Source organism: Rhizobacter sp. J219, from assembly GCF_024700055.1.
Lineage (GTDB): Bacteria > Pseudomonadota > Gammaproteobacteria > Burkholderiales > Burkholderiaceae_C > Rhizobacter.
Window position 1 is genome coordinate 4,786,304 of record NZ_JAJOND010000001.1, and the last position, 24,290, is coordinate 4,810,593.

The following is a 24,290-nucleotide window of genomic DNA, read 5'->3' on the forward strand; positions in this document are numbered from 1 at the left end:
GGCTGATTATAGGAATCGACCCCCTGCCGACCGGAGGTGTGAACTGCTTCTCAAATTAGCGACAAAACGCGCTCAGGGTTGACCCGAGGCTGCCGTTTTTTGACAGTGTTTTGCGTCAGAGTTTCGCAACGAGCCGAGGTTGTGAAAATTGGAAATTTCTTTGTTGTACAAAGACTTTACTGCTAGCATTGAAGTAACTTCTTAACAATCCAGCGCCCATTTTTGAGCGCGTTGGGAGAGGGTCTCGTGAGCTTCCTAGACTTGTTGTTGGGCCGTAAGCATCCACCGATGATCGGCTTGGACATCAGCTCGTCCAGCGTCAAGCTGGTGGAGTTGGGGCAGAGCGCCTCTGGTGAGTACGTACTCGAGCGTTTCGCGGCGGAGCCCTTCGAAAAGGGCTGGATCGCCGACGGGCAGATCGAGAAATTCGACGAAGTGGCTGAAGCTGTTCGCCGCGTGGTGACCAAGAGCGGTACCAAAACGCGGCAGGTGATCATGGCCATGCCGCAGTCGGCCGTGATCACCAAGAAGATCATGTTGCCGGCCGGCCTGCGCGAAGAAGAGCTGGAGCTTCAGGTCGAGTCCGAGGCCAACCAATACATTCCCTTCTCGCTCGATGAAGTCAGCCTTGACTTCTCGGTGATCGGCCCGAGCCCGACTTCGGTCGGCGACGTCGAGGTGCTGATCGCGGCGTCACGCAAAGACCGTGTGCAGGACCGTCAGGGCCTGGCCGAAGCCGCTGGCCTCAAGCCTGTGGTGCTCGACATCGAGTCTCACGCATCCCGCTTGGCCATGAGCCGTCTGATCGAAGCCTTGCCGAACGAAGGCAAGGATGCATTGGTCGCGTTGTTCGAAATCGGTGCCGACACGACGAGTCTCAAGGTGCTGCGCGACGACGAGATGCTCTACGACCGCGATCAGGCGTTTGGCGGTGCTCAGCTGACGCAGCTCATTTCGCGCCAGTACGGCTTCTCGTTCGAAGAGGCTGAGCAGAAGAAGCTGGCGTCCGACCTGCCCGAGGACTATGAAACGTCCATCCTGGCCCCGTTCGTCGACAGCCTGTCGCAAGAGATCGGTCGCGCATTGCAGTACTTCTTCACCAGCACGCCGCACCACAAGGTTCACTACGTGATGCTGGCCGGCGGGACGGCGACCTTGCCGGGCCTCAAGGACCGCGTGACCGAACTCACCGGTTTCGCGTCGATGGTGGTGAACCCCTTCGACAACATGAAGCTCGGGTCTGCCGTGCGTGAAAGCAAGCTGCGCCGCGAGGCACCGTCGTACCTGACGGCCTGCGGCCTCGCGATGCGGAGGTTCCTGCAGTGATCTTGATCAACCTGCTCCCGCATCGGGAAGAAAAACGCAAGCGCCGCAAAGCGGCGTTCTTTGTCGGGTTGGGGTTGGCTGCGGCGGCGGGCTTGCTGGTGGTGGGGCTGTGGTACCTCGTGCTGCAGCAGATGACCGTCAGCCAGCAGGAACGCAACCAGTTCCTGACGACCAAGATCAAGGAACTCGAGGTCCAGATCAAGGACATCGCGAATCTGCGCTCGGAAATCGAGGCCCTCAAGGCGCGGCAGAAGGCGGTGGAAGACCTGCAGATCGACCGCAACGTGCCGGTGCATGTGCTCAACGAGCTTGTGAAGCAGACGCCCGAAGGCATCTACTACCGCACCATCAAGCAGGACGGCCAGGTGCTCAGCCTTGCTGGCGTGGCGCAGACAAACGAACGGGTTTCTGAGTTGTTGCGCAATACCGGCAACAACTCGGAGTGGCTGATGCGTCCGGAGCTTGTCGAAATCAAGGCGGCTACCGTGCAAGCGGCTGGCGGACGAGAGCAGAAGCGTCTTTACGATTTCGCGATGCGCATCAGCATCAAACGTCCCCAGGACGCTGCTGCGGCAGCCGCGGCGGCTTCAGGCGTTGTTGTGCCCCAGGCAGCCAGTGCAGCTGCGACTGCGAAGCCGCCGAAACCCTGAAGGCCTAGATACGTCATGGCAACACAAGGCAAGTCTCTTAATGTCGACCTGAACTCCGTGTTCGGAGCGGCGGCGTCTCAGTTTCGCGGGCTGAACCCCAATGAGCCCGGTCAGTGGCCGATGCTGCCCAAGGTGGCTGTGTGGATTGCACTCGCCGTCTTCATGGTGGTGGTGGGGTGGTTCCTGCTTCTGTCCACTGCCGCGGATGAGCTGGAGGCCGAGCGCAACAAGGAGCCTACGCTCAAGCAGGACTATCGGGGCAAGCTGGCTCAGGCCGTGAACCTCGAAGAGCTTCGCAAGCAGAAGCTGCAGGTCGAGGAATACGTCACCCAGCTGGAGAAGCAGCTTCCCGGCAAGGCCGAGATGGATGCGCTGCTGTCGGACATCAACCAGGCGGGACTCGGCCGTGGTCTGCAATTCGAGTTGTTCCGCCCGGGCCAGGTTGTGGTGAAGGACTACTACGCCGAACTGCCCATCTCGGTGCGTGTCTCGGGCCGTTATCACGACATTGGCAACTTCGCGGCCGACGTGGCCAACCTCTCTCGCATCGTGACGCTCCACGGGCTGAGCATCGGCGCTGCGCGGGAGGCCGGTGGCAAGGACGGTGGGGCTCTGGCTTGCTCGCCATGGAAGCGACGGCACGAACCTATCGCTATCTCGACAGCAACGAAATCGCAGAGCAGAGAGCTGCGGCTGCGAAGGCGAAAGCGGGGGCCAAGAAATGAAGCCCCTTCTGATGCGCTTGGCTCGTGTGACGCTGATGGTCGTGCCGGCCGCCGTGGTACTGACCGCATGCACGGGGGCTCAGGACGAGTTGCAGCAATGGATCGAGCAGCAGCGCCGCGAGGTGAAGCCTAACGTCCCACCTCTGTCCGCTCCGAAGAAATTCATTCCACAGCCCTACCTGGCTGGTAATGCAGTGGAGCCGTTCAGCGCTCAGAAGCTGACGGTTGCCATCAAACAGGAAGCCCGCCAGTCCAATTCGCTGCTTGCCGCGGAGATCAATCGGCGCAAGGAGCCGTTGGAGGCTTACCCGGTCGACAGCATGAGCATGGTCGGCAGTGTGACCAAGCAGGGGCGCCCCTACGCACTGCTGAGGGTCGACAACCTGTTGTACCAGGTCAAGACGGGCGACTATCTCGGCCAGAACTACGGAAAGATCACCAAGATCACTGAGACCGATATCTCGTTCCGCGAGATTGTTCAAGACGCAGCAGGCGAATGGATCGAGCGCACCAGCTCCCTTCAACTTCAGGAGAAGGCGCGATGAAGAACATGCAGGAGATACAGATCATGGGGAAATTGCGGGCTGGACTCTATGCGCTCGCGTTGTTCTTCGGCGCTTCAGCGGCTACGCATGCGCAGAACGCGATCCAGTCGATCAACAGCGCTCAGCAGGCCGGGTCAGAGGTGGTGCGGATCGAATTGTCGGAGCCGCTGACAGCGGTGCCGTCGGGGTTCACGGTGCAGACGCCTCCTCGCATTGCGCTTGATTTGCCGAATGTCGGCAATGCACTTGGGCGATCGAACATCGAGGTCAATCAGGGCAACCTTCGCTCGGTGAACGTGGCGCAGGCCGGAGATCGCACGCGATTGGTGTTGAACCTCAAGCAGCCTGCGAACTATCGCGCACAGCTCCAGGGCAAGGTGCTGCTCGTCGTCATGGAAAGCACGGCATCGCCGTCGACGTCTGGTGCGACGACGACCAGCGAGCCGGTGCATTTCGCTGAAAGCCAGAATCCATCACAGCTCCCGTTGAAGGGCATCGACTTCCGTCGTGGACAAGACGGTTCGGGTCGTGTCGTGGTGGACCTGTCCAACAACCAGGTTGGTGTCGACATCCGCCAGCAGGGGCAGAGTCTGGTTGTGGAGTTCCTTCGCTCAAGCCTGCCCGAGAGCCTGCGCAAGCGTCTTGATGTCACAGATTTCGGAACCCCGGTCCAATCCATCTCGGCGTTTCAGTCTGGTGATCGCGTGCGTCTGGTCGTTGAGCCGCGTGGCACATGGGAACACAGCGCGTATCAAACGGACAACCAGTTTGTCCTCGAGGTTCGCACCCAGAAGGTTGACCCGAACAAGCTTGTGCAGGGGCCTGGCTATGCCGGAGAGAAGCTGTCTCTCAACTTCCAGAACATCGAGGTTCGCGCATTGCTGCAAGTCATTGCCGACTTCACCAACTTCAATGTCGTGACCAGCGACACCGTCACGGGCAGCGTGACCCTGCGGTTGAAGGATGTGCCGTGGGATCAAGCGCTGGACATCATTCTGCAGGCCAAAGGTCTGGGGTTGCGCAAATCGGGCAACGTGATTCTGATCGCGCCAAAAGATGAGTTGGCTGCCAAGGAAAAAGTGGAACTTGAGGCCAAGGCGCAAATCGCCAGTCTGGAACCCCTGCGTACACAGTCGTTTCAGCTGAACTACACCAAGGCTGAAGATGTGGCCAAGGGCCTGGCCGGCCAAAGCGGTGGAGGCGGTGGTGGCGCGGCTGCCCGTATCCTTTCGGCCCGTGGCAGCGTGATCGCCGAGTCGCGTACCAATCAGCTGTTCATCACGGACATCCCGTCTAAGCTTGAAGAGATTCAAGCCATGATCGCCAAGATCGACATTCCGGTTCGTCAGGTTCTGATCGAGGCCCGCATCGTGGAAGCCGGCGATACATTCGGTCGCTCCTTGGGCGTGAAGCTTGGTTCGACAGATTTGCGTGGCTTGCGTGGTGGTGTGGCAGGCTACGGTACGCCAGAGATGAGTGTAGGCATCGGCGGCAACATGAATGCCATTGGTCTGCAGACCGGCCAGGTGAGTGGAACCACGATTCCGTTCAATGACACTCAGTTCATCAATCTTCCGGCTGTCGGACAAAACAACTACAGCGCGGCAACGTTTGCGGTGTCGCTCTTCAGTGCGGCTGCGAATCGGTTCCTGAACCTTGAGATTTCGGCGCTGGAAGCTGATGGCAAGGGCAAGGTAGTCTCCAGTCCGCGCGTCATCACTGCCGACCAAGTGAAGGCTTTGATCGAGCAGGGTGAAGAACTACCCTATCAAATGGCCACGTCCAGCGGTGCGACCGCCTTGCAGTTCCGCAAAGCCAATTTGAAGCTGGAAGTGACACCGCAGATCACCCCGGAAGGCAATGTGATCCTGGACGTAGATGTCAACAAGGACAGCGTCGGCCGCAACACCGCTGCCGGCTTCGCCATCGACACAAAGCACGTGCGGACCCAGATCCTCGTCGAGAACGGCGGAACCGTGGTCATTGGCGGAATCTTCACGCAAAACGAACGCGATGACGTGACCAAAGTGCCGCTGCTCGGCGATATTCCGGTGCTTGGCAACTTGTTCAAAACCAAGACGCGGACGACCGCCAAGACGGAATTACTCGTGTTCCTCACACCAAAGGTCATCACCGACCGTACCGCAGCGCGTTGAAATTCTGGACAAAGGTGACAGAGATGAGATTGAGAACCAAAAAGCTCGTTCTAGCTTCCGTGGCAGGTGCGGCGCTGATGTCGGCGTGTGGCGGGAGTTCTGACGACACGGCAGGGCAGATCGGGTCATCGTTTCAGGTGAGTCCGGATGAAGCCGGTGTCGCCACGGGAACTGCCGCCTGTCCCGCGGCCAACACAAAGGTCGCTGACGTCGCGATCATCGGGGGAACGGCTCCTTATCGAGTTCTCAGCCCCAACCACCAGGACATTACCTTCGGACCCGCTGGCAGTACGGCACCGACAAGCCAAGGCGAGTTCGTTGTGGCGAACCGGAACCAGCAGTTCGCGGTTTTCGCAACCGGCTGCCTGGAAATGACGGTGACCGTGATGGACGATCTGCGACGCGTCGCGACGGTCACGGTGACGGCTGCATCCGGTTCTGGTAGCTAGTGGCGCATAGCAATCCGTCGCCTTGCGGGCCTGCTGCTGAATGAACGTCGTTGCGAGCCCCGCCGGGCTCGCTCTCGCTTTGGTCGGCATGCCGGGTGGCGGTAAGTCCACCGTCGGGCGACAACTGGCGAAGCGCCTGGGTTGGCCCTTCTTTGACTCCGACTCGGTACTCGAAAAGCGCCTCGGCACCTCGATTCGCGCGTACTTCGAGCAAAGAGGCGAGGCGGCATTCCGGGACATCGAGGCGGCCGTCATCGACGAACTGACGGCCGCTCCGCACACTGTCATTGCGACCGGCGGTGGTGCCGTCCTCAGGGCCGAAAACCGGCAGCGGCTGCATGACCGATGCCGCGTGGTCTATCTGCGCTCTTCACCAGAGGAACTGCATCGGCGGCTGCGCCATGACACGTCCCGGCCGCTTTTGCAGGTGGCCGATCCGCTTGCTCGATTGCGCGAGCTTTATGCACAGCGTGACCCGTTGTACCGCGAGACCGCTCATTACGTTGTCGAAACCGGGCGTCCGTCCGTCGGCGCCTTGGTGAACACCGTGTTGATGCAGCTCGAGTTGGCGGGGGAGATCGATTCGGCGCAAGCCCCTTCCCCTGTGGACCCCCGCCTCGAATCGCCGCCGAGTGGCTGAAAAGGCGCCGGTACACTTGCCTGCATGGTTGCTACAACAGAGCGTGTCGGCATTGAGCTTGCCGATCGAAGCTACGACATCCTGATTGGCGCCGGCCTGCTGAGCGCAGCAGACAGCCTTGAGGGTCTGCCTGCTGCTGCCACCGCGGTCGTCGTCACGAATCCCACGGTTTCCGCGCTGTATGCCAAGTTCGTCTCGAGCTTGCTCAGCCGCAAGTACAAGAACATCCTGTGGGTCGAGCTTCCCGATGGCGAGGCCTACAAGGACTGGAACTCGCTCAACCGCATCTTCGATGCCTTGCTTGTAGCTGGCTGCGACCGCAAGACGCTGATCTTTGCGCTAGGAGGCGGCGTGGTTGGAGACATCGCCGGCTTTGCCGCTGCCTGCTACATGCGCGGCGTGCCGTTCGTGCAGATTCCCACCACGCTGCTCGCGCAGGTCGATTCGTCGGTGGGGGGCAAGACCGCGATCAACCATCCGCTGGGCAAGAACATGATTGGCGCGTTCTACCAGCCCTTGCGTGTCATCGCAGACCTCGACACGCTGGACACGCTGCCTGAACGAGAACTCTCCGCAGGCCTGGCAGAGATCATCAAGTACGGCCCCATCGCGGACGACGCGTTTCTGGATTGGATCGACGGGAACCTCGATGCACTGCTTGCACGCGACAAGCGCGCGCTGGCGCATGCCGTGAAACGTTCCTGCGAAATCAAGGCGTCTGTCGTCGGCCAGGACGAACGCGAATCAGGCCTTCGCGCCATTCTCAACTTCGGGCACACCTTCGGGCACGCCATCGAGGCAGGCCTGGGGTACGGTGAGTGGCTGCACGGCGAGGCGGTAGGTTGCGGCATGGTGATGGCGATTGATCTGTCGCATCGGCTCGGTCTGGTCGACGCAGCGTATGCGCGGCGTCTGACGCGCCTCATCGAACGTGCGCGCCTGCCGATCCGTGGGCCGGCGCTGGGCATCGATCGCTACCTGGAGCTGATGCGTGTCGACAAGAAGGCCGAGGCCGGCGAGATCCGCTTCGTTGTGATCGAAGCGCCCGGTCGCGCAGCCGTGCGGCCTGCGCCTGACGCGATGGTGCGCGACGTGATCGCCGCGCACACGGTTTGATCTCCGGCGCGTTTGCTGCGCATGCTCAAGCCCTATGCGTGTGATCCGGCCCGGACGCGCGGCCGGCGCCATCCGGAGGCCGCAGCCCCCACCCGCAGCGACTACCAGCGCGACCGCGACCGCATCGTGCACAGCACGGCCTTCCGTCGACTGGTCTACAAGACCCAGGTCTTCCTCAACCACGAAGGGGATCTCTTTCGCACGCGGCTGACGCACTCGCTCGAGGTTGCGCAGCTCGGTCGCTCGATTGCGCGCACATTGGGGCTGAATGAAGATCTGGTGGAGGCCATCGCGCTTGCGCACGATCTGGGCCACACTCCTTTTGGCCATGCCGGCCAGGATGCGCTGGACGATTGCCTGCGCGGCGCCGACCCCGGCGGGGGTGGCTTCGAACACAACCTCCAGAGCCTTCGTGTAGTGGACGCGCTGGAAGAGCGCTATCCCGATTTCGACGGCCTCAACCTCACCTTTGAGACGCGCGAGGGCATCCTCAAACACTGTTCCCTGCGGCACGCCAAAGCGTTGGTGGCGGCCGAGCCGGACGGCGTGGCGCGCCGCTTTGTCGAGCGCACCCAGCCCAGCCTCGAAGCGCAGTTGTGCAACATCGCTGATGAAATCGCCTACAACGCGCACGACGTCGACGACGGGGTACGCTCCGGCCTGATCGACATGGAGCAGCTCGAAGAGGTGCCGCTGTTTGCGCGTTTCCGGCGCGAGGCTGTGGCACATCATCCTCAGCTGGTGGGGCGCCGCCTGCTGTTCGAGACCATCCGGCGCATGTTGTCCAACCAGGTCTATGACGTGCTGAGCGCCACTGCCCAGGCGCTCGCCACGACCGCGCCGGCAAGCGTCGACGAAGTGCGGCGCTCGCCTCCGTTGGTGTGCTTTGGCGACCTGATGGCGCAGGAAAGCCTGGCACTGAAGCGCTTCCTGCGCGCCAACCTGTACCGGCATCCGAAGGTGGTGGCCACTACCGACAGCGCGAAGCTGGTCATCCGCGACCTCTTCGAGGCGTATCGGAGCGACCCGGCCGAATCGGCAACGGGCCGTTTCGCGCCCACGCCGCGCGGCATCGCCGACTACATCGCCGGCATGACCGACCGGTACGCCCTCAAGGAACACGAGCGCCTCACCGGCCGGCGCCTCTTCGACTGAGTCCATGGCCCGGTTGCCGCGTTTGTGCATCCCTGGCTGGCCGCATTTGCTCGTGCAGCGCGGGCATGACCGTCGGCCGGTGTTTGTCGACGACGTCGACCGCGCGCTCTACCGCGACCTGCTGCAGGAGGCGGCCGCCCGGCTTGGCATCCACATCCACGCCTATGCGCTGCTGGACGACGAGGTGCGCCTGCTGGCCACACCGGCTTCGGCAGACGGCCTGAGCAAGCTGGTCCAGGCGATTGGGCGCCGCTATGTGATCCGCTTCAACCGTCGGCATGCACGCACCGGTGGCTTGTGGGAGGGGCGCTTCCGGGCGACCGTGGTCGAACCGGAACAGCACTTGCTTTCCAGCATGCTGTTCGTCGAGGGAGCCGTCGGTGGTGCGTCAATGGGGCAGCCGCCTCCGGCCTGGTCGAGTGCATCACACCACCTTGGGGCGAACGTCGACGCGACCATCACCGAACCGGCTCAGTATTGGGCACTGGGCAATACCCCGTTCGAACGCGAAGCGGGTTATCGGAGTCTCTATCAGCAAGCGCTCACTGAGGCCCAGGTTGCCGAGATCGTTGCGGCCCTGAATGCAGGTTGGCCGCTCGGGGGCTCGCGCTTTCGTCAGTCGTTGGAGCATGCGACGACGCGTCGCTTGGCACCGCTGCCAAGGGGTCGACCTCGAAAATCTATCTGACCCTATTTTTCTGGTCACCCCTCCTTGGCAGCAAATAAATAGGGCCAGACCCCATTTATTTTGATTGAATCCCCTGCTGCGCCGCAGTATTCTCCGGGCATCCCCCGTTTCGAGATGGAGTGCGCCATGAACCAGGCCGCCAAGGGTGTTCCTACCCCTGCAGAACTTCAAGACAGCGCCGAGCACGGCCTGTACAACCCGGCCAACGAGCATGACGCCTGCGGTGTCGGCTTCGTCGCCCACATCAAGGGCCAGAAGGCTCACCACATCGTCGAGCAGGGCCTCAAGATCCTCGAGAACCTCGACCACCGGGGTGCCGTTGGTGCCGACAAGCTGATGGGCGACGGCGCGGGCATCCTGATCCAGATTCCCGACGAGTTCTACCGCAGCGAGATGGCCGCCAAGGGCGTGGAACTGCCGCCGCCGGGCGAATACGGCGTCGGCATGATCTTCCTGCCCAAGGAGCACGCTTCTCGCCTCGCCTGCGAGCAGGCGCTGGAACGCGCCATCAAGGTCGAAGGGCAGGTGTTGCTTGGCTGGCGCGACGTGCCGGTCGACACCGACATGCCGATGTCGCCGACCGTGCGCCAGAAGGAGCCGATCATCCGCCAGGTCTTCATCGGCCGCGGCCCCGACGTGATCGTGCCCGATGCGCTCGAGCGCAAGCTGTACGTGATCCGCAAGACTGCGTCGAGCGCCATCCAGCGCCTGAAGCTCACGCACAGCCACGAGTACTACGTGCCCAGCATGAGCTGCCGCACCATCATCTACAAGGGCCTGCTGCTGGCCGACCAGGTCGGCAAGTACTACAAGGACCTGCAAGACCCGCGCGTGACTTCGGCACTCGCGCTCGTGCACCAGCGCTTCTCCACCAACACCTTCCCCGAGTGGCCGCTCGCCCACCCGTACCGCATGGTCGCCCACAACGGCGAGATCAACACGGTCAAGGGCAACTTCAACTGGATGCGCGCCCGCGAAGGCGTGATGAAGTCGCCGGTGCTGGGTGACGACCTGCAGAAGCTCTACCCGATCAGCTTCGAAGGCCAGTCCGACACCGCCACCTTCGACAACGCGCTGGAGCTGCTCACGATGAGCGGCTATTCGCTTGCGCACGCCGCGATGATGATGATCCCCGAGGCGTGGGAACAGCACACCACGATGGACGAGCGCCGTCGCGCGTTCTACGAATACCACGCCGCCATGCTGGAGCCGTGGGACGGCCCGGCCTCGATGGTCTTCACCGACGGCCGCCAGATCGGCGCCACGCTCGACCGCAACGGCTTGCGCCCCTCGCGCTACATCGTGACCGACGACGACCTTGTCGTCATGGCCTCGGAGTCTGGCGTGCTGCCGATGATCCCCGAGAACAAGATCGTCAAGAAGTGGCGCTTGCAGCCGGGCAAGATGTTCCTGATCGACTTCGAGCAGGGCCGCATCATCGAAGACGAGGAACTGAAGAACCAGTTCGCGCTGGCCAAGCCCTACCGCCAGTGGATCGAGAACGTGCGCGTGCGCCTCGACTCGATCGAAGCCATCGGCACCGCATCCGAATTCAGCGAATCGCTGCTCGACCGCCAGCAGGCCTTCGGCTACACGCAGGAAGACATCAAGTTTCTGATGAGCCCGATGGCGCAGGCTGGCGAAGAAGGCACCGGCTCGATGGGCAACGACTCGCCGCTCGCGGTGCTGTCGGACAAGAACAAGCCGCTCTACAACTACTTCAAGCAGCTGTTCGCGCAAGTCACCAACCCGCCGATCGACCCGATCCGCGAAGCGGTGGTGATGTCGCTCGTGTCCTTCATCGGCCCCAAGCCCAACCTGCTCGACATCAACGCGGTCAACCCACCGATGCGGCTCGAGGTTTCGCAGCCGGTGCTCGACTTCGCCGACATGGCCCGCCTGCGCGAGATCGAGAAGACGACCAACGGCAAGTTCAAGAGCTACGAACTCAACATCACCTACCCGTTGTCGTGGGGTGACGAGGGCGTGGAAGCCAAGCTCGCCTCGCTGTGCGCCGAGAGCGTGGACGCGATCAAGAGCGGCCACAACATCCTCATCATCAGCGACCGTCGCATGGACCGCCACAACGTCGCGATCCCGGCACTGCTCGCGCTCTCCGCCGTGCACCAGCACCTGGTGCGCGAGGGCCTGCGCACGACCGCCGGCCTCGTGGTCGAGACGGGCTCGGCGCGCGAAGTGCACCACTTCGCCGTGCTCGCGGGCTACGGCGCCGAAGCCGTGCACCCGTACCTCGCGATGGAGACGCTCACCTCGCTGCACAAGGAACTGCCGGGCGACCTGTCGGCCGACAAGGCCATCTACAACTATGTGAAGGCGATCGGCAAGGGCCTGTCGAAGATCATGTCGAAGATGGGCGTGTCGACCTACATGTCGTACTGCGGTGCCCAGCTCTTCGAGGCCATCGGCCTCGAGAAGTCGCTGATCGACAAGTACTTCCGCGGCACTGCCAGCCAGGTCGGCGGCATCGACGTGTTCGATGTGGCCGAGGAAGGCATCCGCATGCACAAGGCCGCCTTCGGCGACGATCCGGTGCTCGCCGGCATGCTGGACGCCGGCGGTGAATACGCCTGGCGCACCCGCGGCGAAGAGCACATGTGGACGCCGGACGCGATCGCCAAGCTGCAGCACAGCACGCGCGCCAACCGCTACGACACCTACAAGGAATACGCCCAGATCATCAACGACCAGTCGCGTCGTCACATGACCCTGCGCGGCCTGTTCGAGTTCAAGATCGACCAGAGCAAGGCCATTCCGCTCGACGAGGTGGAGCCCGCGGCCGAGATCGTCAAGCGCTTCGCCACGGGTGCGATGTCGCTCGGCTCGATCTCGACCGAAGCGCACGCGACGCTCGCGGTGGCGATGAACCGCATCGGCGGCAAGAGCAACACCGGCGAAGGGGGTGAAGACCCGGCGCGTTATCGCAATGGACTCAAGGGCATCAAGATCACCGACGGCACCAAGCTGTCCGATGTGGTGGGTGCGAAGGTCGTCGAGGCCGACTACGAACTGAAGGCCGGCGACTCGCTGCGCTCGAAGATCAAGCAGGTGGCCTCGGGCCGCTTCGGCGTCACCACCGAGTACCTCGCGTCGGCCGACCAGATCCAGATCAAGATGGCCCAAGGCGCGAAGCCGGGCGAGGGCGGCCAGTTGCCGGGCGGCAAGGTGTCCGAGTACATCGGCTTCCTGCGCTACTCGGTGCCGGGCGTGGGTCTCATCAGCCCGCCGCCGCACCACGACATCTACTCCATCGAAGACCTGGCGCAGCTGATCCACGACCTGAAGAACGCCAACCCGCGTGCCGACATCAGCGTGAAGCTGGTGTCCGAAGTGGGCGTGGGCACCATCGCGACCGGCGTCGCCAAGGCCAAGGCCGACCACATCGTGATCGCGGGCCATGACGGCGGAACGGGTGCATCGCCCTGGTCGTCGATCAAGCACGCTGGCACGCCGTGGGAACTGGGCCTTGCCGAGACGCAGCAGACGCTGGTGCTCAACCGCCTGCGCGGCCGTGTGCGCGTGCAGGCCGATGGCCAGATGAAGACCGGCCGCGACGTCGTGATCGGCGCGCTCTTGGGCGCCGATGAATTCGGCTTCGCCACCGCGCCGCTGGTGGTCGAGGGCTGCATCATGATGCGCAAGTGCCACCTCAACACCTGCCCGGTGGGTGTGGCCACGCAAGACCCGGTGCTGCGCGCCAAGTTCCAGGGCCGCCCCGAGCACGTGGTGAACTACTTCTTCTTTGTCGCCGAAGAAGCGCGCCAGATCATGGCGCAGCTGGGCATCCGCAAGTTCGACGAACTGATCGGCCGCGCCGACCTGCTCGACACGAAGAAGGGCATCTCGCACTGGAAGGCCAAGGGCCTGGACTTCAGCCGCATCTTCCACCTGCCGGCGGCGCCTGTCGAAGTGGCACGCCGCCACGTCGAAACGCAAGACCACGGACTGGCGCGCGCACTCGACGTCAAGCTGATCGAGAAGTGCAAGCCCGCCATCGAACGTGGCGAGAAGGTGCAGATCATCGAGCAGGCGCGCAACGTAAACCGCACCGTGGGCGCGATGCTGTCGGGTGAACTGGTGCGCCATCGCCCCGAAGGGCTGCCCGACGAGACGGTGTTCATCCAGACCGAAGGCACGGGTGGGCAGAGCTTCGGCGCGTTCCTCGCCAAGGGCATCACGCTGTACCTCATCGGCGATGCGAACGACTACACCGGCAAGGGCCTGTCGGGTGGGCGTGTGGTCGTGCGTCCGAGCATCGACTTCCGCGGCGATGCTGCTCGCAACATCATCGTCGGCAACACCGTGCTCTACGGTGCGACGAGCGGTGAGGCCTTCTTCCGTGGCGTGGGTGGAGAGCGTTTCGCGGTGCGCCTGTCGGGCGCGACGGCGGTCGTCGAAGGCACCGGCGACCACGGCTGCGAATACATGACCGGCGGTACCGTGGCCGTGCTCGGCAAGACCGGCCGCAACTTCGCGGCCGGCATGAGCGGCGGCGTGGCCTACGTGTACGACGAAGACGGCCAGTTCGCCACGCGCTGCAACACCTCGATGGTGTCGCTCGAAAAGGTGGTACCGGCGGCCGAGCAGGAGGCAGCGTCCGACAAGTCGGTGTGGCACCGTGGCGAGACCGACGAGGCCATCCTCAAGAAGCTGCTCAACGACCACCACCGCTGGACGGGCAGCCTGCGCGCACGCGAAATCCTCGACCAATGGGCCGAGGCCCGCGGCAAGTTCGTGAAGGTCTTCCCGAACGAATACAAGCGCGCACTGGGCGAGATGAGCGCGGCCAAGGAGGCGGGCGACACCATTGCCCGCGCCAAGGCCAACGACGCCAAGTCCGGCGGCAAGAGCCGCGCGAAGGCTTGAGGCCTCAGTAGCAATCCGAACGAGACACGATCATGGGAAAAGTCACCGGCTTCATGGAATACGAGCGTCTGGAAGAGGGCTACGAGCCCGTCCAGAAGCGCCTGAAGAACTACAAGGAATTCGTCATTGGCTTGAAGGAAGACGAGGCGAAGGTCCAGAGCGCGCGCTGCATGGACTGCGGCACGCCGTTCTGCAACAGCGGCTGCCCGGTCAACAACATCATTCCGGACTTCAACGATCTCGTGTACCGCGGTGACTGGGCCAATGCCTGGGCGGTGCTCGACTCCACCAACAACTTTCCCGAGTTCACTGGCCGCATTTGCCCTGCACCCTGCGAGGCGGCGTGCACGCTGAACGTGAACGACGATGCGGTGGGCATCAAGAGCATCGAGCACGCGATCATCGACCGCGCCTGGGCCGAGGGCTGGGTGCAGCCGCGCTTGCCGAAGGCGAAGACAGGCAAGAAGGTCGCCGTCGTCGGCTCCGGCCCGGCAGGCCTCGCCGCTGCCCAGCAACTCGCGCGAGCCGGCCACGACGTGACCGTCTTCGAGAAGAACGACCGCCTGGGTGGCCTGCTGCGCTATGGCATCCCCGACTTCAAGATGGAGAAGTCGCACATCGACCGCCGCGTGGCGCAGATGGAAAAGGAAGGCGTGGTCTTCAGGACCGGCGTGCTGGTGGGCAAGCTGCCCGAGGGCAGCAAGGTCACCAACTGGGCCAAGGAGACGATCTCGGCCGAAGAGCTGAAGCAGCAATTCGACGCCGTGCTGCTGGCCGGTGGTGCTGAGCAGTCACGTGACCTGCCCGTACCCGGCCGCGATCTCGACGGCGTGCATTTCGCGATGGAGTTCCTGCCGCAGCAGAACAAGGTCAATGCCGGCGACAAGTTGAAAGACCAACTGCGCGCCGACGGCAAGCACGTCGTCGTGATCGGCGGCGGCGACACCGGCAGCGACTGCGTGGGCACCAGCAACCGCCATGGCGCGAAGAGCGTCACTCAGTTCGAGCTGATGCCCATGCCGCCCGAGCAGGAAGACAAGCCGCTCGTGTGGCCGTATTGGCCAATCAAGCTGCGCACCAGCTCCAGCCACGAAGAAGGCTGCGAACGCGAGTTCGCGATCGCCACCAAGGAATTCATCGGTGGCGAAGGCAAGGACAAGGGCAAGGTCAAGGCGCTGAAGGCTGTGCGTGTGGAATGGCAGGGCGGCAAGATGATCGAGGTGGCCGGCTCCGAGCAGATCATCCCGGCCGACCTGGTGCTGCTGGCGATGGGTTTCGTGAACCCGGTGGCCAGCATGCTCGAGTGCTTCGGGGTCGACAAGGATGCGCGGGGCAACGCCAAGGCCTCGACCGATTTCACCGGCGGCTATGTGACCAACGTGCCGAAGGTGTTTGCAGCGGGCGATGTGCGCCGCGGGCAGTCGCTGGTCGTGTGGGCCATCCGCGAAGGGCGCCAGGCGGCGCGGGCGGTGGATGAGTTTCTGATGGGGGTGAGTGATCTGCCGCGGTGACGCAGCGTCTGACCGAATGAAAAGGCGGGCCGACTGGCCCGCCTTTTTCTTTATGCACCGCAAGCCTGCGGTGCTCTTGAACCCTTCCCGGTCAGTTGCTCGGGCTTTGGATCTCGCGCCAGTTCAACCGCTTTGACGGCATCCCAGGAGGCGGTGCGCTTCGTGCCTGGCTCAAGCCGCCGCGGTCGTCACCGAAGATGATCTGGCGCCGACCGTTCACGCTCAGGTCCTTGATGTCGGTCACGTTGGTGGCGACCTGGATGAAGGGCAGACGCTCTGCGGTCACACTCGACAGGAGAAGCGATTGCGCATTGGCGAAGTCCACACCGATGAGGCGACTGGTGCCCGTGGGGCTGCAAGGGTCGTTGACCAGTGCGATGGCCACAAAGGTGACCGTGCCGTAGAAGCTCGTCGGGCGACTGACCACGCGGTACGCAGGGCCGGATGCGGTTGCAGCGTCCAGGTCGTTGATGTTGAGGTACCAGCCGCGACGTGTCGAGAAGTCGATGTTCAGCGGCATGAGCGTGTCGTTGGTACGCACGAGATTGGACTTGGTGACCGCCGTGCCGATGGCCGCGAAGCCGCCAAAGTTGCCGGTGCCATCGGTGATCGCATAGAACGTCTGCCGCTGGGTCGAGCCGATGTCATCGGTGTGGAGCAACTTGCCGGAGCCGACCATCACGAAGCGCCGGTTGGTGCGAGGGTCCGCCTCAATCACGGGCCGCGCCGTGATGGGCTGGCGCACGCCGTCGTCATCGGTTGCGATTGCGAAAAGCTGCGGTTCCGGATAGTCCCCCGTCAGGCCAGTCAGGTCCATGCGCCAGATGTTTCCGTCCAGATCGGCGGCGTAAAGCGTGTCCATCGCGTTGTCGGCATAGGACTCGACATAGCCGTTGATCTGCGCCAGCCCGTTGCTGGGGGTAGGGGTGCGCCGCTTTTCCAGCATCTCCCCCGTGCGCGGATTCAGGATGTAGATGTAGCCGTAGTCGCTACCGTTGTTGTACCCGGAGGTCAGCACGACGACCCAGCCGTACTTGCGCGTCTTGCCGATGAGCGGTGCACCGTAGCTGTAGCCCATGTGCTCGTCGCTGAACTCCCACAACACCTTGCTCACGAGGTTCGACTCGCTGCTGGCCATGAACTGCGGGTCGGTCACGTCGAGGGCGTAGTAGCTCTTGCCACCCTTGCCCAGGCCGCCCACCAGGATGGTGCGCCAGTCCGGGCCCGCGGCGACAGGATTGCGGGTGTTGAAGAAGTCGACGTCGAAGGTCACCGGCGTCGAATTGACGAAGTACTTGTGGACGTAGGGCGAGCGGCCGAGGGCGGCCAAGCCATCCACCGCCGGTGTGGACGGGACAGTGGGGCCTGGGATCAGGGCGCTCGGGACGTAGGCGAACATTTCGCGGCCCGCATTGGCATCGGTTTCGAGCGCGTTGTTGGTCGGGTTGGTCCGTTGCAGGGCGCCGTTGATGGCATGCAACATGCCGTCGTTGGCGCCGACGTAGACGACGGTCCTTCGGTTCTGGTGGAGTGCCTTGAAGGCGCCGTAGCCAGGGTTGTAGGCATCGGAATACGGGTAGTCGGGCTTGCCCACCGGCACGGCCTTCGAGCCCTCGATGTCGCCGACCAGCGTTGAGCGCGTCCGGTAGGCGCGTGTGCTGCCGGTTGCCGTCGATGCGATCTCGTGTGTGCGGTCACCGCGAAGGTAGTTGACGTAGTTGGTGCTGTCGACGGCGGGGTCGTAGGGGGTGTCGAGGTTATCGAGTTGGGCGTTGGTCAGGCGGGACGTGCCCGTGGCGCGGAAAGCGACAGCAGTGCGCGAGGCAGGGTCCCAGCTTGCAATGCGTCGACCCGTATCCCAACCGTTGCCGCTCGCCTGGGTTGCCAGTTCCGTCGAGAAGATCCAGACCGGAGGCTGCACCAGCGCGGGGTCACCCGTGACGGTGTCGAAGTTCAGGATGTTGGCTTGCACTTCACCCGTCCAGGACTGGGAGTCGTACAGCGTGCTGAAGCTGCCGTTGCCGGTCTGCGCCACCTGCGGCAGCGTCGTCGAGAACGACGTCGTGTAGGCGCGGATGCGAGACGCGATGTCGGCGAAGGCGCGGGTCAGCCCGGAGATCATCTGATCGGGAGCGCCCGCGGTGAAGTAGTTGTCTGGCCGGGGGTTGCCGTCGGGCAGCACGTCGGTGGTCGTGCGCCACCAGGACTGCGGCAGGGGCGTGGTGTTGGTGTACGGGTTGAATCCGTCAGGCACTTCGAACCCACCGTACTTGGCCGCCAGCAGGAACTGGTTGTTCGTCTTCATGGTCTGGTATTCCATGACGTCGAGCCAGTAGGTCGAGACGGTCTGGCGGCCGAGCGTATTCGGCCGGCTGTTGTCGTCAGGACGAATGTCGCGGGTGTGCGAGTCGTAGGCGATGCCCGCCATCAGTGCGCTGTTGTTCGTGCAGCACCCGTTGTAGGGGTTCACGGTACCGAGGGACCCGCCGCCGATGTTTTCCAGAAGGCCGATGCGGTTGGTGGCCGTCACGGCGTCGAGCGGGTCACCGAAAGACGGCCGTGTGGGTTCGTTCGTCGTCGACATGCCGGTGCCCGGGACATTCTTGTCGGCGTGGGTGTTGGCGTCGCCGATCCCGAGAACGAAATTGCGCTGGCAGGAGTACTGGATCGGGTCGTCCCAGTTCGTGATCACCGGGAAGTTGTCGGCCCATTGGGCGCGCATTCCGATGCCAGTTCCACCCGGAATGTCGGTCCAGGAAGGCACGTTCCCCAGGTTCTTGAAATAGCGGATCGCTGCGTAGTACAGCTCGCCGACCGGGTCGTATGTCTTGTACGAACCGGCCGCACGGCCGAACTTGTTGAGGTAGTTGATGACGCCGCTGTTGGCGATCGGGGTGCCGAAGAGAGTGGCTGTCGTGGCAGCATCCGCTGAATCGGGGTTGACCAGGAAAACGCCGGTTGCCGAATCCCATTCGCGTGCCGCGTTGGCGATGGCCGGTGAGCCCACGACGGGCTCGGTGGGGCCGACGAATTTCTGGCGGGCTCGCAGCACGCCACCGTCGCGCCGCAGATTGCTGTCGTTCAGGTAGCCGAAGGCGCTGTACCGGATGCGGTCGGAGTAACGCTGGATCAGGCCTTCGGGCTTGTGGTTCGACCCGTAAGCCCGGCAATTCGATTCGAGGTTGACGCTGCTGTCGCAGACCTTCACGCGGCCAAACACTTCGTAGACGGTATTGGCGGCGCCGGCCGTGTTGTCGTAGTGGATGGCGGCGGTGCCATTGCTCAGGTTCGCTTCGCTGCTGCTGAAGCGAAGGCGATTTCCCATGCCCTCCACCCTGAACCAGACCGAGGTCAAACCAAGCGGTGTTGCCCCAGCAATGGCCGTCGTGATTCTGCGGTTGGGGAAGTTGCCCGTGCCCCCCTGTCCCGAAGCCCAGGCTTTTTCCAGGACGGTCAGTGAGGGAGTGTCGATGACACGGTAGCCCCCCCGTCAGCGCCCAGCGGAAGGGGTCGATGGTCTGCATCGTGGCCCAGTTCAGGAAGTTGCCGCTCCATTGCCCGCTGCAAGTGCGAGTGGCGGACGCCATGGCCACCGGATAGAAATAGCTGTCCGGTGCGGCAGTGTTGGGTGCCGTGGTGCTGTCCGTGGCGCTGGACTGGTAGCTGTAGCACTTGGCGGGGTCGAAGTACCCGAGGTACGTGCGCAGGTTGCTGTAGTTGCCGATGTGCGCCACGCTCACGGCGGTCGGGAACTCCACCGACAAGGCAAGCGCCAGGTTGCCTGGGACCGGGTTGTTGGTGAAGAGCGGCTGGTCTGCAAGTGACGTCACTGGAGCCTGGGCGACGGCACTCGTCACCACGAGGGCGCTGACGCCCAGGGCGCAGGCTGATTGACGCAGCAGGGAAAGCGTTTGGTGCATGGAATGCCTCACTGGAGCGTGAAGGTGGTTTGGTAGAACGCCAGGGTGCCCTTCGGGCCGGTGGCTCGGATCGACAGTCGATAGACGGGCACGACGGTCAAGCCACCAGCGCCACCACTAGAGGCGTTTTCAGCACGAATCGGGGTGTCGGCGCTACCGCCTGGAACCGGCGTGGTGCCGGTCACGCAGTTGTCGTTGGATGGTGGGCCGTCACGATCGCACTGCCGGTCGATCACGTAGCGCAGCGTGATCTGGTCTTCGCTGATCTGGATGTCGTTGCTGAGCTGCGCGACCGGAGACGCATCGAAATCGCTGTCGGACATCAGCAGCAGATCTGGAATGCCCTGGTGATTGTTCTGTGGAAGGATCAAAGGGCTGTAGTTCAGCGTTGGGTAGATGGCGGTCGGCGTGGTCGCGTTCGTCAGGTGAGCCGGTTGTCGGGCCAGCGCGATGACTCGTGCCATGGCGGCTTCGTTGCGGTGAACCAGATCTTTCTTGAACGCCAGGCTTCCGGTGTTCAGAAGAGAGGTATTAAAGGACCGGACCAGGGCGACGGCACCGACCATCATGATGAGCAGCGCGATCAGCGCGAACACCAGCACGACGCCACGTTCACGGCCCGGCAGCCGCCCGGAGGGGATGGACTTGCGAGAGTTCTTCATGGCAATGGGGCGAATTTCATGTTGCGCAGGGGGATCACCGTTTCGAGCACGCGATAGCGGTAGACGCGCTCGTCAGCGGTCAGCGTGCGGGTGCGCTCGAGAGACCCGCCGCTGGCACTCATCAAACCGCGAAAAAGCACCAGCTCGGTGGGGGCCACTTCTTCCTTCTCCTGCAAAGGAGAGCGCACGATCAGGCCCAGACGGATCGAGTTGATCTGCTTGAGCCGCTGCAACGCACCGGTGGAACCATCCGTCAGATCGGCGTACCGGAAGGGTGCTGCACCTGGGTCCTGCCAGCCGTTGTGGGCGCGGTCCAGGTCGGTGTCGACGCCATAGAGAGCCCGCATTTCGACCACGCTGTCGGACACGGGCTGAGGCGCATTGGCGGTTTCGGTCGCGCCCGTGCGCAGGAGGTCGTAGGCAAAGACGGTGGCGTCTTCGCCCACCGCGAACATCTGGAAGAGCGGAAGGTTCGACTGCGCCAGGGTGGGGCCAATGACCCCGATCTGCGCAGCATGGACGATGCTCATTGACGGAAAGTCGGAGAAGTTGACGGTTCCTCCGGTCAGGCTGAAATAGTCTCCGCCGAGGACCAGTTGTCGTGAGACCGGTGCTGTAGCCACCTGCTGCACCATGCAGTCCCGAATCGGGTTACCCAGAGCATCGGTTCGATCTCCGCCGATCAGCACGAGGCTTCCCGCCACGTACTCACCCGCGAACTGAACGGAGAAATTCGCCGGAAGGGCCGCGTTGAACGTCGTGGCCCTCAGCGGCAACTCGCTCTTGCCGCCCGCACCTGAGAGCACCGTGATCACGTCGCCGCGCACTTCGCTGCCGGTGTTGGCAGCATCCTGTTCGATCAGCACCGGGACCAGCCGGCGATCGAGGGCGGCATTGGCGAAGGGCGCAGGAAACGGCGCGGTGGCAGGCAGAAGCCTGGGGCCACCCGGGGTGTTCGACGTCTTGGAAGCGTTGATGCGGCATCCGAAGAGCTCGTTCAGTTTTTGGGTGTAGCCCGTGCCCGCTTGCCGGATGGCACGCTCAAGGATGAAGCTCGAGTACATCCCGGCCTGTACCGTGTCATTCGTCGACGTCGAACGTCGCTTGGAATCGTCGGTTGCGATCATCACGCGGGTGATCGCCAGCGTCACGATGAGCCCGATGGCCATGGCCACCATCAGCTCGATGAGCGAGAAGCCCCTGGCACGAATAGGCTGCGAGTGGAGCTGGAGTGTCATAGTCCGACCTCCGTGGTGTACCTGCGAGGCGGGGCCCCTTCGGGCAAATCGGGCGGACGCCAAGTGATCGTGATGCGGGCAACATCCGGCAATTCATCGTGCCGCGTGATTTCTCCGTCGCCATATGGAAAGCCAACGGCGGGATCTTGGACACGCGCCCGCCAGGCCGCGAGTGCCGAATCGCTCAGCGGCAATGTCCCCTGGTTTTGGATTGCCCAGGCGGCTTCGTCCACGAGCCGCATCGCGCGTGTCACGTCTTCCGACCCTACGGAGTACTGGATCGCGCGGGAATGCAGGCCAACGATGCCCAGCAAGCCAATGGAGACGATGAGGACCGCCACGAGCACCTCGATGAGGGTGAAGCCGGTCTGGCGACGTGAAGGGTTCAGACGTTTCATGATCAACATCCGTCAGGAGCGGTGGCGGGTCGGTTGGGGTCGCACATGCGTACCCGTCCACCCAGATCTACGGTCACGCGCAACGGGCGATCCGCCCCGTCGATGTGACTGATATTGAAGGTCGTGAGGGCCGCGTTGCAGTCGGCGTTGGTCACACCGTTGGACGCTGGCGTCGTTGTCAGCAGGCGGCCGTTTGAGTTGAAGCACACTGCGGCGACGTTTCCGACAGTGCTGGTGCCCAGCACCAGGATGCGGTTCGAGCCCACTTCATTCAGTCGGGCGGCGTGGACGACAGGCTCCGGAGCAGCGGGCGCGGGGTCGGCTGCCGCCGGCACATACTGAACCACCCAGCTCCGCCCACCCCAACCTGCCGGCGCGCCGACCATCGGTGTGGCGTAGGTCTGGAAAAACACCACGGTTCGGCTGCGGCGCACAGACTCCTGCTGCGCGGCTCGCAGGCCGTTCTGGATTGATTCCGCAGCGCTTCGAACCTGGCTGTTCCGAATCCAGTTGGTCAGCGTCGGCATGGCCAGTGCGAATAGCACACCGAACACCGCCAGGGTGACGACCAGCTCGATCAGTGTCACGCCACGCTGGCGCTCTGCCGCTGGCTGAACTTGGCTTCGAGGGATCAGTCGCCCGTCGATCAGCATGTGTGGCCTCTCTTCAGCAACCAGCAACCACTGTTGATCGTGCCCCAGTTCGAACCCGCGGGAATGGCGGTCGTGTCCTGGAGGCCGGTCTGGTTCAGCGTGAACGTGAAGCCGTTGGTGACTCCGCTTCCCGTCGCGGCCAAGGTGTAGGTGGTGGCGGTGGGGGCGGCCGGGCAGGACACGGTGAACGTGCCCACCTGGCGGCCGGCGCCGGCGCAGGGCGGCACGATTGCACCGACGGCTTGATAGGTGCGGTTGTCCTGAAAGTACCGCTCCATGTCCGCCCGCATCGCCGACAAGCCCTGCGTGGCATCAACAAGTTGACCGCGCAGGATGTAGTCGCGGTAGCTGGGGATGGCGATCGCCGCCAGGATGGCCACGATCGCGACCACGATCATCACCTCGATCAGCGTGAAGCCTCGCGCAAGGCTGGCCCGCTTGGACGGTTGAGGTCTGGTGTGGCAAGGGATCGACATCTGTGAACCTCTCGAGGTGGTGCTTGTCATGACTTGGGTGCGAGCATAGACACGCTGGGTTGCAGGCGTGCAGGGGATTCGACGGGAGGCAGCCTGTGGCCGACAGGCGGCGCGTCCTCAGCGCCAGGCGGGAAACGCAACGGGCTCCGAGGCCAGGTCGAAGCTCAGGACGGAGACTTCCGGCTGCTCGATCCGGACCCGCGCCGGAGCATGGCGAAAGGCGGGTGCCAGCCACAAGGTGACCTGCGGGTTGTCATGGAAGGGATTGGGATATTCCGTGACGAATTTCTCTGTGCGCAACGGGCCAAACGGCGTTGACAGCTCCTCCTCGCCTTGCTGCCGGAAGTCCAGGTGCATGCTTCGGTCGCCGATTCGCACCACGATCGAATAGAGGCCAGGCAACGGGCCGGCGCGGACGGCTGCATCGCCGCCCTCGCGCAGGTGCAGGTCACTGCTCAGCTTGAGCAGTCCGCTCAACGGGTCCATGCGGGGGGCAGCGGTCGAGTTCGGCGTCGGTTCGGACTCGAACTGCACGGAGCGAGACCGCTGGCCTTCTCCAGACACGACGCGGCCTTCGTCGTACGTCTGTGGATGCATGCCATCACGATCTGCAGTTCCCTGCGTCTTGAGCTGCCAGGCGAACACGCTCGTGAATTGGTGGGAGGCCGTGACCTGCAGCGAGATCACATACGCAGTCGGGTCGATCTTCCACTGGAGGGTTGCATTGCCGCCCACGGTGCGGCCACCAAATTGGCCGCTCACGGTGTACTGCACGGCACTGTCGCCGCTTGTGTCGTCGATGGGTGCCACGCTTGCGGCCGGCAACGCGTCGTCGGCAGGGGGGCGTGACGCACGTTCCGTACGCTCTGGCAAAACGGCAGGGCGGCGGAGGGGCGGGGGTGGGGGCGGTTCACCGCTTTGCGCCTTCGCCGGTGCTGGCGCCGGAGGCGGCGGGGCGGCGGGTTCGGGCACCACGCGACGCGTCTGCATTGCGATCGTCTCCACCGGCCCTGGTGCCACCAGGGTCACCCGCCGGAGACTGAATTCAAGCACCCATGGCAAGGACAGATGGCCAGCTGCTACGGTGGCGACCAAGAC

General features: G+C 63.5%; 18 protein-coding genes and 2 pseudogenes. 12 read left to right on the forward strand and 8 right to left on the reverse strand.

All coding sequences use genetic code 11. The features are described 5' to 3' along the window. Positions 1-288: 288 nt before the first annotated feature. The 12 genes and pseudogenes from LRS03_RS22775 (at position 289) to LRS03_RS22830 (ending at position 15,845) form a co-directional block, all read left to right on the forward strand. A complete protein-coding gene (locus tag LRS03_RS22775; RefSeq protein ID WP_257828423.1) occupies positions 289-1,326 on the forward strand; it encodes a pilus assembly protein PilM in 1,038 nt (345 codons plus the stop codon). Continuing rightward, positions 1,323-1,976, forward strand: a complete 654-nt coding sequence (locus tag LRS03_RS22780; RefSeq protein WP_257828424.1) for a PilN domain-containing protein — start codon at positions 1,323-1,325, stop codon at positions 1,974-1,976. The genes LRS03_RS22775 and LRS03_RS22780 overlap by 4 nt, the downstream gene beginning before the upstream one ends. Before the next feature lie 15 nt (positions 1,977-1,991). After that, a pseudogene (locus LRS03_RS22785) lies at positions 1,992-2,701 on the forward strand (type IV pilus inner membrane component PilO). Positions 2,702-2,736: 35 nt separating this feature from the next. After that, the gene (locus tag LRS03_RS22790; protein ID WP_374685111.1) at positions 2,737-3,246 is read left to right on the forward strand and encodes a pilus assembly protein PilP; all 510 of its coding nucleotides are present in this window, start codon (positions 2,737-2,739) and stop codon (positions 3,244-3,246) included. Next, entirely contained in the window at positions 3,243-5,402 is a 2,160-nt protein-coding gene (locus LRS03_RS22795) for a type IV pilus secretin PilQ (protein ID WP_257828425.1), read from the forward strand. The genes LRS03_RS22790 and LRS03_RS22795 overlap by 4 nt, the downstream gene beginning before the upstream one ends. A gap of 23 nt (positions 5,403-5,425) precedes the next feature. Further along, on the forward strand, positions 5,426-5,851 hold the full coding sequence (locus LRS03_RS22800; protein WP_257828426.1) for a hypothetical protein: 426 nt from the start codon (positions 5,426-5,428) through the stop codon (positions 5,849-5,851). A gap of 40 nt (positions 5,852-5,891) precedes the next feature. Continuing rightward, positions 5,892-6,491 (forward strand): shikimate kinase, encoded by a 600-nt coding sequence (locus tag LRS03_RS22805; RefSeq protein ID WP_257828427.1) that lies wholly within the window; start codon positions 5,892-5,894, stop codon positions 6,489-6,491. A 24-nt stretch (positions 6,492-6,515) separates the two neighbouring features. Beyond that, positions 6,516-7,607 carry a 3-dehydroquinate synthase gene (gene aroB, locus LRS03_RS22810; RefSeq protein WP_257828428.1) on the forward strand — a complete coding sequence of 364 codons (1,092 nt, stop codon included), beginning with the start codon at positions 6,516-6,518 and terminating at the stop codon, positions 7,605-7,607. 21 nt (positions 7,608-7,628) lie between these two features. Beyond that, positions 7,629-8,762, forward strand: coding sequence for a deoxyguanosinetriphosphate triphosphohydrolase (locus LRS03_RS22815; RefSeq protein WP_257828429.1), 1,134 nt, complete (start codon positions 7,629-7,631; stop codon positions 8,760-8,762). Positions 8,763-8,766: 4 nt separating this feature from the next. Further along, entirely contained in the window at positions 8,767-9,450 is a 684-nt protein-coding gene (locus LRS03_RS22820) for a transposase (protein WP_257828430.1), read from the forward strand. Positions 9,451-9,576: 126 nt separating this feature from the next. Further along, positions 9,577-14,334 (forward strand): glutamate synthase-related protein, encoded by a 4,758-nt coding sequence (locus LRS03_RS22825; protein ID WP_257828431.1) that lies wholly within the window; start codon positions 9,577-9,579, stop codon positions 14,332-14,334. A gap of 32 nt (positions 14,335-14,366) precedes the next feature. Further along, a complete protein-coding gene (locus LRS03_RS22830; protein ID WP_257828432.1) occupies positions 14,367-15,845 on the forward strand; it encodes a glutamate synthase subunit beta in 1,479 nt (492 codons plus the stop codon). A 91-nt stretch (positions 15,846-15,936) separates the two neighbouring features. Here LRS03_RS22830 and LRS03_RS22835 read toward each other — a convergent pair whose 3' ends face one another. The 8 genes and pseudogenes from LRS03_RS22835 to LRS03_RS22865 form a co-directional block, all read right to left on the reverse strand. Then, complete coding sequence (locus tag LRS03_RS22835) at positions 15,937-19,170, reverse strand: pilus assembly protein (RefSeq protein ID WP_257828433.1); 3,234 nt, start codon at positions 19,168-19,170, stop codon at positions 15,937-15,939. A 166-nt stretch (positions 19,171-19,336) separates the two neighbouring features. Further along, positions 19,337-19,765, reverse strand: a pseudogene (locus LRS03_RS27090) (pilus assembly protein); the annotation flags it as partial. Between the two features lie 8 nt (positions 19,766-19,773). Beyond that, positions 19,774-20,427, reverse strand: coding sequence for a pilus assembly PilX family protein (locus LRS03_RS22840; RefSeq protein ID WP_257828434.1), 654 nt, complete (start codon positions 20,425-20,427; stop codon positions 19,774-19,776). Continuing rightward, on the reverse strand, positions 20,424-21,665 hold the full coding sequence (locus LRS03_RS22845; protein ID WP_257828435.1) for a PilW family protein: 1,242 nt from the start codon (positions 21,663-21,665) through the stop codon (positions 20,424-20,426). The genes LRS03_RS22840 and LRS03_RS22845 overlap by 4 nt, the downstream gene beginning before the upstream one ends. Continuing rightward, entirely contained in the window at positions 21,662-22,063 is a 402-nt protein-coding gene (locus tag LRS03_RS22850; RefSeq protein WP_257828436.1) for a prepilin-type N-terminal cleavage/methylation domain-containing protein, read from the reverse strand. The genes LRS03_RS22845 and LRS03_RS22850 overlap by 4 nt, the downstream gene beginning before the upstream one ends. 2 nt (positions 22,064-22,065) lie before the next feature. Beyond that, on the reverse strand, positions 22,066-22,716 hold the full coding sequence (locus LRS03_RS22855; protein ID WP_257828437.1) for a GspH/FimT family pseudopilin: 651 nt from the start codon (positions 22,714-22,716) through the stop codon (positions 22,066-22,068). Next, a complete protein-coding gene (locus LRS03_RS22860; RefSeq protein WP_257828438.1) occupies positions 22,710-23,192 on the reverse strand; it encodes a type IV pilin protein in 483 nt (160 codons plus the stop codon). Before LRS03_RS22860 ends, LRS03_RS22855 begins: the two co-directional genes overlap by 7 nt. 117 nt (positions 23,193-23,309) lie before the next feature. Then, positions 23,310-24,002, reverse strand: a complete 693-nt coding sequence (locus LRS03_RS22865; protein WP_374685073.1) for a DUF3108 domain-containing protein — start codon at positions 24,000-24,002, stop codon at positions 23,310-23,312. Positions 24,003-24,290 lie beyond the last annotated feature (288 nt).